Below are 7,619 nucleotides of genomic sequence, written 5' to 3' on the forward strand. Positions count from 1 at the left end.
AAAAAAAGAACCGGGGGGAGAAGATCGGAAAGCGCGTTCGTTTCACGGGTCGGGAGTTACTGATCGCAACCAACCGACCGACCAACAATCTAGGTTACAATCGCCTGGAACATGCGTTTCAGCGTCTACGTGGGACCACGTTCACCACCAACATTGCGACCGGAAACAAGATCGAGACTCGCATCTTTGGTTTGATCGACGAGGGCGGCTTTGTCCGCACCGCTGACGAGCATTTCCGTCTCGACTACTGTGAAATCGTTCTCTCCGATTGGGTGATGCGCGCAATCGAGAATGATGAAGTCGTGACGATCTCGAACGACTATTTCCGCCTGCGCCGCCCGCTGGAACGCCGTCTGTATGAGATTGGCCGCAAGCACTGCGGTGGCCAGCCGAAGTGGCACATCGGCCTCGCCAAGCTTCAGGAAAAGACTGGTAGCAACGCCCCCCTGAAGAAGTTCCGGCTGAACATCCGCCAAATTATCGAGGACGACCACACGCCGTTCTATCGCATGGAGCTAACCGCAGAGGATCTGGTGATCTTCCGTCCACGTTCACCGCAGAGCGATCTCTTGCCCGATATCCGGCTGCCAGAATGGGCCGAAGAAAAGGCCCGTGAAATCGCGCGGGAAAAGGGATGGGACTACCACGCTCTACGCGCAAATTGGATGAATTTTGCGCAAGCTGAAACGACTAAAGGAAACCCTCCCAGAAGTGCTGGTGCGGCGTTTGTTTCATACTGCAAAAAACAAGAAAAACTGCGGTGATACACTGCTTGAACGGCGCCTTGATTGAAGGCTGGATTTTAGAGGAAGATTACCTGTGACGCTACATAGTGATTTACAAAAAGTAGGCAGCGAAGAAGACGTTAAAGATGCTTATATCAAGGCTCTTAAGCTCAAAGGATACTCGAAGAACCTGATCGATATTCAGACTGACGAAGTCTGGTTCGAGGCCAAGGATACTGGTCGCTATTCTAGCTATTCGATGTTCACACAGCTGCTTCACTACGTCCAAGTAGCCTTGAACAAAGGTGAGCATGTTCCAGCGCTCTTAGCCGTCATTGACGTGGAAAAAGCGGCCATCATGAAAAGCTCTGATGTGATCCCGTTTTTATCAAAGAAAACAATAAAATGGGGTAAATCCGCGAGCCAATACACACAAGAGGCTCTTGAAGCGATTTCTGCACATATAGGCACCCACTTTGTCCAGTTCACAATCGCAACAGACGAGGCCGAGTTCATCAGCACCGTCAAGGATGCGATCAAGTCTGGGGACATCATCCGCACCCAAATCACACCTGACAACCTAAAACAGGTGTTTGATAAATGGGTGTCGATGATTGGGCGTGAGATCATCGACGTCGAAGAAGAAAGCTACAGTCTCCTATTTTTTGCGGACATCATGCATGACGGCACCGCATCCACACATCAAGACCTGCCAGCAGCACTGCTTCATATGAACGGCGCACCAGTATTTAGCCTTGATAAAAAGCTCTACCAGTTAGCAAGCACAGCAGGGTATCGCAGGTTTTGGGCGATGTACCACAAACCCCCAAAGGCAGAGTTTCGCAACTACCTCCTCGAAAGACGCGACAGCCTCATTCCTATCGACGAACGCATTTTCAAAGGAGCTTTCTACACCCCGCTAAACGTCGTTGATAAGGCCTATGATCTACTGGCTGAGGCCTTAGGGAAAAACTGGCAAAAGCGTTATCCCGTCTGGGATATGTGCTGCGGTGTCGGCAACCTTGAAGTAAAGCACAGCAACCACCGCAAGCTCTTCATGTCTACCTTAGACGCTTCAGATGTTAATGTGATGAAAGCCACAAAAACATGCGTTGCAGCTCACCGATTTCAGTACGACTACCTAAACGACGATATCACTGATGACGGTGAAATTGATTATAGCCTGACGAACAAGTTACCTGACGAGTTGCGAAAAATCATAGCGTCGAAAGAGAAAATACTGGTGCTAATCAACCCTCCATATGCGGAGGGAATGAACGCGGGTACAGGAGTAGCGACAACTCGTATAGGCGCGACGATGGACACTAGCGGGTATGCTTCACGCGAACTTTTCACTCAGTTTTTAGCTCGCATTTCAAATGAAATGCCCAACGCAGTCATAGCGATGTTCAGCAAGATTAAGTACGTCAACTCTCCAAATTTTGAAGAATTTCGCAAAACATGGCACCCTAAGTACAAAGGCGGGTTTGTTGTCCATAGTAAAGCATTTGAAGGCTTGAAAGGGGATTTCCCCATTGGCTTCCTTGTTTGGGACACAAGCTCCAAAGCCCACAAGAAAAAGGCTATGGGAGAAATATCTGCTGAGGTTTTGAACCGAAATGCAGACCCTATTGGAGAAAAAGTGTTCTATCCAGCTCCTAAGAAGATGCTTCTGAATAACTGGATTGAGCGGCCGAAACCAAACGGTATGGAGGCCTTGCCACTCAGCAACGCTCTCAGTCCCACAACAAGAACCAACGATGTCAGAGGGAGAACATGGGCTGACGGTGCTATCGGTGGAATGATCTCTAAGGGGTCAGATTTCCAGAACGCAAATGCTACTGCAATATTCTCATCTGGTTACAACAGTGCGGGAGGCTTTCTGATTACTAAAGAAAACCTACCTAAAGCAGCCATGATGTTCACAGTACGAAGGGTGATCCGCAAAACATGGCTCAATGACAGGGATCAATTCTTGATCCCAACGCTGCCTATCGATCCTGAGTTCAGCAATGACTGCCTGATTTGGATGCTTTTCAACACATCAAACCTCACAGCCGGAGCAGATGGGCTTCAATGGAACGGCAAGAACTGGTCTTTGGTCAACCACTTCATCCCCTTCACCGAAACCGAAGTGAAGTCACCCAAGCGGTTTGAATCTGACTTCATGTCGAAGCACATAGCAAAGCTAAAACTATCGAAAGAAGCCAAAGCTGTTTTGAATGCAGGTAAAACCATTTGGGGGAATTACTTTGAGCATACTGATGAGTACTCGGTGAGGGAACAGTTCAAGCTTAATCGTCCTGATGTTGGCTGGTATCAGATCCGGAACGCGCTCAAGGCAAGAGACGCGAACGGGTCCACAACCCCAGTAAAATGGACACCATTTGAAACTGCCTACGAAGCCTTAGGTGATAAATTAAGGCCCCAAGTTTATCACTTTGGTTTCCTTAAAGCGTAGCAGACTAACCTCTCAATCGTGCCCAAAAACCTTTACGTTGCGGCTCTGCGCCCTTCTCACGCTGATCTGTTAGGAGTGCGTTCAGACGCACCCGCTCAGCCTCCGCTCCGTCCAGGCGGGCACGCAAATCCTCGATCTGATCGACGAGCTGGCCGCGCTCCCTGTCGCGCTCGGCGGTCATGGCGTCGATCCGCTCTCTAAGCATCTTAACTTCGACGCCCAAGGCGCTGTTTTCATGCGTTTCTTCTGGGGTTTCCGATTGGTTTTGAAGACTGTTCGGAAACGGGTTCGCGGACATCCACCTGGAAAGCTCTGACGGATCAATCTGCCAGCGCCCCTTGTCGTCCTTCTCGGCAGATATGCCGCCTGAATTAAGGGCTTTTGAAAGCGTTCCCTTCGACCTCTTCGCGGTCTTAGCCGCCTGTCCAAGTGTCAGTTTCATGGTGTTTCCGCCTGTATTTCACGGGGGTTTCCCCTTGGTTTTCTTACCGTTCAGGATACACACATCGGAAACACTCGCCAATAGGCGGTTTGCAAGTCTCTTGAAAAACCCAACACGATAGGTTAAATTCAGTTATGGTCACCATATACCGAGCGCACGGTCTGCGTGTCATCATCTTCACAGACGATCATGAGCCGGCCCATGTGCATGTGTTCGGTGACGGGCAAGTCAAGATCAACCTGATCGGGCCTGACGGGGCTCCATCTCTTGTCTGGGCCCAGGGCATGAAGGGGAACGATGTGCGCCGCGCCGTGCAGATCGTCCAGGACCAGCAAGAGGCGTTTCTTGCCAGATGGAGGGAAATCCATGGCTGAACTGACAGATTCTGAAATCAATGCCGCCATTGAGCGTGGCCAGATCGCGCAGCAGACCGAGCCGCGCGCGGATGCAGTGCGCTATGACAAGCGAAATAGCCGTATCATCGTCGATCTGACGAACGGTTGCACCTTCGCCTTTCCACCCCGTGTGGCGCAGGGGTTGGAGACTGCAACGGACGAAGACCTCGCCGCGGTTGAAATCCTCGGTGCTGGTTACGGCCTGCATTGGGAAGCCCTCGATGTGGACCTGTCCATCCCCGGCTTGTTGGCGGGACTGTTCGGAACCAAGGCCTATATGGCTCGGCGGGCAGGGCAGACCAAATCGCCAGCGAAAGCCGCCGCCGCCCGTGAAAATGGCCGCAAGGGTGGCAGGCCGCGCAAGCAGGCGTGATGGTAAGAACCGAAAGGCTCTGAAAGAGATCACAAGCTGAACCCATAAACGGCTTATTGATCTGGGATTTCTAAAAGCTCTGCGAGTTGTGGCAGACACTCAGCGCGGCCAAACATTTTGTATGTCGAAAAATGTAGTAGGCCGTACACCTTCATGCCGCTCTCTGTCGTATAGCGCCGGATGCTGAGGTTTCCCCAATTTGCCGGAATTTGACAATCAATCTGTGCTTTGGACTGTTTAACAACCGCGCTCTCAACGTCCCTTCCCATGCAAAAAACTTGACGAATTTTGCCACTCTCAAAGATATTGCGCCAGAAAGGCTCAGTGACTTCTATGCTTGGTGCATCACGTTGTTTGTCCCAGCTTGGGGTTCGGAAAGGCATTAACGTACCTGTCAGCACCTCCTCTGGATTTTTACCAACGAACTCACAAAGCTGACGATACTGGTCCGCTATTGGAGAATGCTTGGCCTGCCGTTGGACCAGATAAGAGTTGCCACGTTCGTCTGAGGCAATTCGCATGAACTCACCTGACGGATCATTTCCAGGATTCAGGCTTAGAAATAAGGTGTCGGCAGTATCAATCAGCCGCCAAGGGCAAAACAAAAGTTTGAATCCATCTGTGTAACCTCTTGCACCTTCTTCCGTCGTCAACAGTTTCTGCCAGTAATCTCTTTCCATACCGAAAGCCCTTCCCGTGTTTCCTGTACCATTCAAAGACTATGCCCACGATCTCGATCAATACCGATATCACGCTCGGTCTCGATGCTGCGTTCTGCCTCCCTGTCGCGTTCCCTGACCTGCTCATGCGCGGCCTCAAGCGTCGAGAAGTCCGCGCCACGCAGCGCCTCGGCCAACCCGTTCAGGGAATGCTCGGCCACCTCCCGCACACGGGCATAGGTCTCGGCAAAACGCTCGCGTAGGCCGGACACAACTTCGCGGACCTGTTCCAGCCGCCCGTAAGCATCGCGCCACAAATCGCCTGCGGTGGTCTGGATGCCGCGCCGCTCCATGCCCCACGCCTTCCAGCCAATGTCCGGCAGGGGATCGCGGTCCAGCTCCACGGCCTCAATCTCCAGCTCGTGAGCGGTCTTGGTGTCGCCCCGCTCAAGCGCCCGTTCCTTGAGGTCCAGCTTTTCCTCCCGCTGTGCCTCAAGGCTGCGATGGTCGATCTCGCGCCCGACCTCTATCTCGCGCAGATAGGCGTTGGCATGATCGGCCCAGCTTTCGCGCCAGTCCTCCAGCAGCTCCTTGCTGTTCCATGAGCGGTCTTTGCCCTCAAAGCCGTCTGCGCCGATGGAACGGGTGGTCAGCATGATATGGGCATGGTGGTTGCGCTCGTCCCCCTCCCTTCCGGGGGCGTGCAAAGCCACATCGGCAATCATGCCCCGATCGACAAAGGCGGACTGCACGAAGGACCGCACCAGAGAGGCCCGTTGTGCGTCCGTCAGCTCGTGGGGCAGGGCGACCGTCACCTCGCGGGCAAGCTGGGCGTCTTTGCGCCGCTCCACCTGCTCGACGGCGTTCCACAACGTGGCCCGATCCTTAAGGGCTTCGGGTGTGCCGTCAGGGGCGAGGATCTCGGTGTGCAGGACGCCAGAGCGGTTGGAGTAATCATGCTCCAAGCCTTGGCGGTGGTCTTCGATGCGCTCGGCAGTCCGGTAGGCGGCGGCGGCAACGGCACTGCGGCCCGTGCTGCGGGAGATCATCTTTGCGGAGAAATGATAGATCGCCATCGGAGCCGGTGAGCCTGTGCGGTTGGTCCAGGGCAATGCCCTGGTCTGGTGGGGTTTGGGGCGGGCGAAGCGCCGCCCCATGTTGCCGCAAGCGGCAAGGGGGAATGGCGTCGCCTTGGGGTTTACCCCGTTGAGACCTCACACATTGCCTTGGCAATGTATAAGTGAGCACTTAAAGTGTTTCTACCGTAGCACCCAGAACAGGACCTCGCAACTCTGATGCCCCGAACCATCGACCAGCAAATCGCCGAGGCCGAAAACAGGGTCCAGAGGCTCAAGACCAAAAAGCGGACAAAAGACACGCGCCGAAAGATCATCGTCGGCGCGACCATCATCCCTGCCGCCTTCAAAGACAAAAAGCTGGCCCGCTATCTGGTTCGGTTGCTGGAAACCTCGCTGACACGGGAAGTGGACAAGCAGGACGCGGAACCCCTGCTGGATGAGCTGCGGAAATTCATCGGAGACGACCAAGCATGAGCAACGACCCCATCAAGACCCTGACCGATACCCTTACCTTGCTGCGGGTCGAGATCGCCGATGTGAAGAAGCGCCAGATCACGGAAGAACGGCTCAAGCACCTGCAAGCCGCACTGGAAGATAACGCGGAAAAAATCGCGGGCGTCCAGAATGCAGCCTCGCAAGGGGGCAGGGAAGGCGCGTCCCGTCTGGCCCATTCTCTGGATCAGACCGCCCGTGAGATGCAGGGGAAGGTTGATGATGCCGTGCGCAGCCTCTCAGAGGCCCGTAGAGCGGCTTCAAGCACGGTTCTGGCCCGTAGGCGCAACGTCTGGCTCCTGATGGCTTTCTCAGCCCTTACAGGGCTTGCCACGGGCGCTTTGGCTTCCGTGGTAGTGTTCGATTACTACCTGGGCCGCGATTTTGCCGACAGCGTCCAGCTCATGGGGCTGGATTGGGCCTGCACACGCCAGGACGGGTTCATCGCGGATCAGCAGAACGGCAAGTTCTGTGTGTTCCAGATCAGCGAATAATCCACAGGCAACGCCTAGTGTTAATAGTGTTACCTACGGAGTATGTTACGGGGCCAAAAATCGCCCCTAACTCACTGATACTATAATAGTAACTTATCCACAGGGTTCCGAAAGGTGCGAGTCTCGGTTCCGAAAGGTGCGAATTTTGGTTCCGAAAGGTGCGAAGCCGGGTTCCTGATAGGTCAAACGAAATCCGGTTCCTGATAGTGCGAATTTCGGGTTCCTGATGGTGCGAATATCCGCTATGAGGATTCCATGGCATTATTACCCGACCGGCACCCTCAGAAAGACTTCTTCATCCTCGACATCTCCGATGTCGTGCCAAAAGACGATATGGCCTCGATGGAGCACCCGCTGTTCTCACTCGCGACTAAGCCAGACATGCGCCACTTGGTGTACAAGAATGGCACCAACAAGCTTGAGATCATCCCCTCGGGTCGAGGCCTCCCAACCATCTTCGACAAGGACATTTTGATCTTCTGCATCAGCCAGCTGATGG

Annotated in this window: 10 protein-coding genes; 7 read left to right on the forward strand and 3 right to left on the reverse strand. The window is 53.7% G+C overall.

Annotated features, from left to right (window positions below; genetic code table 11):
- Positions 1-764: replication initiator protein A (locus VWZ81_RS01050; protein ID WP_416541817.1), on the forward strand; the 764-nt coding region annotated here is incomplete at its 5' end.
- Between the two features lie 55 nt (positions 765-819).
- Positions 820-3,186 carry a hypothetical protein gene (locus VWZ81_RS01055; RefSeq protein ID WP_416541818.1) on the forward strand — a complete coding sequence of 789 codons (2,367 nt, stop codon included), beginning with the start codon at positions 820-822 and terminating at the stop codon, positions 3,184-3,186.
- 4 nt (positions 3,187-3,190) lie between these two features.
- On the opposite strand, the gene VWZ81_RS01060 is transcribed toward VWZ81_RS01055, so the two are convergent.
- A complete protein-coding gene (locus VWZ81_RS01060; RefSeq protein WP_416541819.1) occupies positions 3,191-3,628 on the reverse strand; it encodes a hypothetical protein in 438 nt (145 codons plus the stop codon).
- Positions 3,629-3,762: 134 nt separating this feature from the next.
- Here VWZ81_RS01060 and VWZ81_RS01065 point away from each other — a divergent pair, with 134 nt between their 5' ends.
- Positions 3,763-4,002, forward strand: coding sequence for a DUF4160 domain-containing protein (locus VWZ81_RS01065; protein WP_080459133.1), 240 nt, complete (start codon positions 3,763-3,765; stop codon positions 4,000-4,002).
- Entirely contained in the window at positions 3,995-4,396 is a 402-nt protein-coding gene (locus VWZ81_RS01070) for a DUF2442 domain-containing protein (protein ID WP_416541820.1), read from the forward strand. Before VWZ81_RS01065 ends, VWZ81_RS01070 begins: the two co-directional genes overlap by 8 nt.
- A gap of 53 nt (positions 4,397-4,449) precedes the next feature.
- Here the strand turns inward: VWZ81_RS01070 and VWZ81_RS01075 are convergent, their stop codons facing one another.
- The gene (locus tag VWZ81_RS01075; protein WP_416541821.1) at positions 4,450-5,076 is read right to left on the reverse strand and encodes a hypothetical protein; all 627 of its coding nucleotides are present in this window, start codon (positions 5,074-5,076) and stop codon (positions 4,450-4,452) included.
- Positions 5,077-5,108: 32 nt separating this feature from the next.
- Positions 5,109-6,131: a MobQ family relaxase gene (mobQ, locus tag VWZ81_RS01080; RefSeq protein WP_416541822.1), complete on the reverse strand. Its 1,023-nt coding sequence runs from the start codon at positions 6,129-6,131 to the stop codon at positions 5,109-5,111.
- A 219-nt stretch (positions 6,132-6,350) separates the two neighbouring features.
- Here mobQ and VWZ81_RS01085 point away from each other — a divergent pair, with 219 nt between their 5' ends.
- The 3 genes from VWZ81_RS01085 to VWZ81_RS01095 form a co-directional block, all read left to right on the forward strand.
- Positions 6,351-6,608, forward strand: coding sequence for a hypothetical protein (locus VWZ81_RS01085; protein WP_282093633.1), 258 nt, complete (start codon positions 6,351-6,353; stop codon positions 6,606-6,608).
- Entirely contained in the window at positions 6,605-7,120 is a 516-nt protein-coding gene (locus tag VWZ81_RS01090; protein WP_416541823.1) for a hypothetical protein, read from the forward strand. The genes VWZ81_RS01085 and VWZ81_RS01090 overlap by 4 nt, the downstream gene beginning before the upstream one ends.
- A 255-nt stretch (positions 7,121-7,375) precedes the next feature.
- The coding region (locus VWZ81_RS01095; protein ID WP_416541824.1) for a replication initiator protein A at positions 7,376-7,619 on the forward strand (244 nt) is incomplete at its 3' end.

The organism is Phaeobacter sp. JH20_34, assembly GCF_048056095.1.
Taxonomy (GTDB): Bacteria; Pseudomonadota; Alphaproteobacteria; order Rhodobacterales; family Rhodobacteraceae; genus Phaeobacter; species Phaeobacter bryozoorum.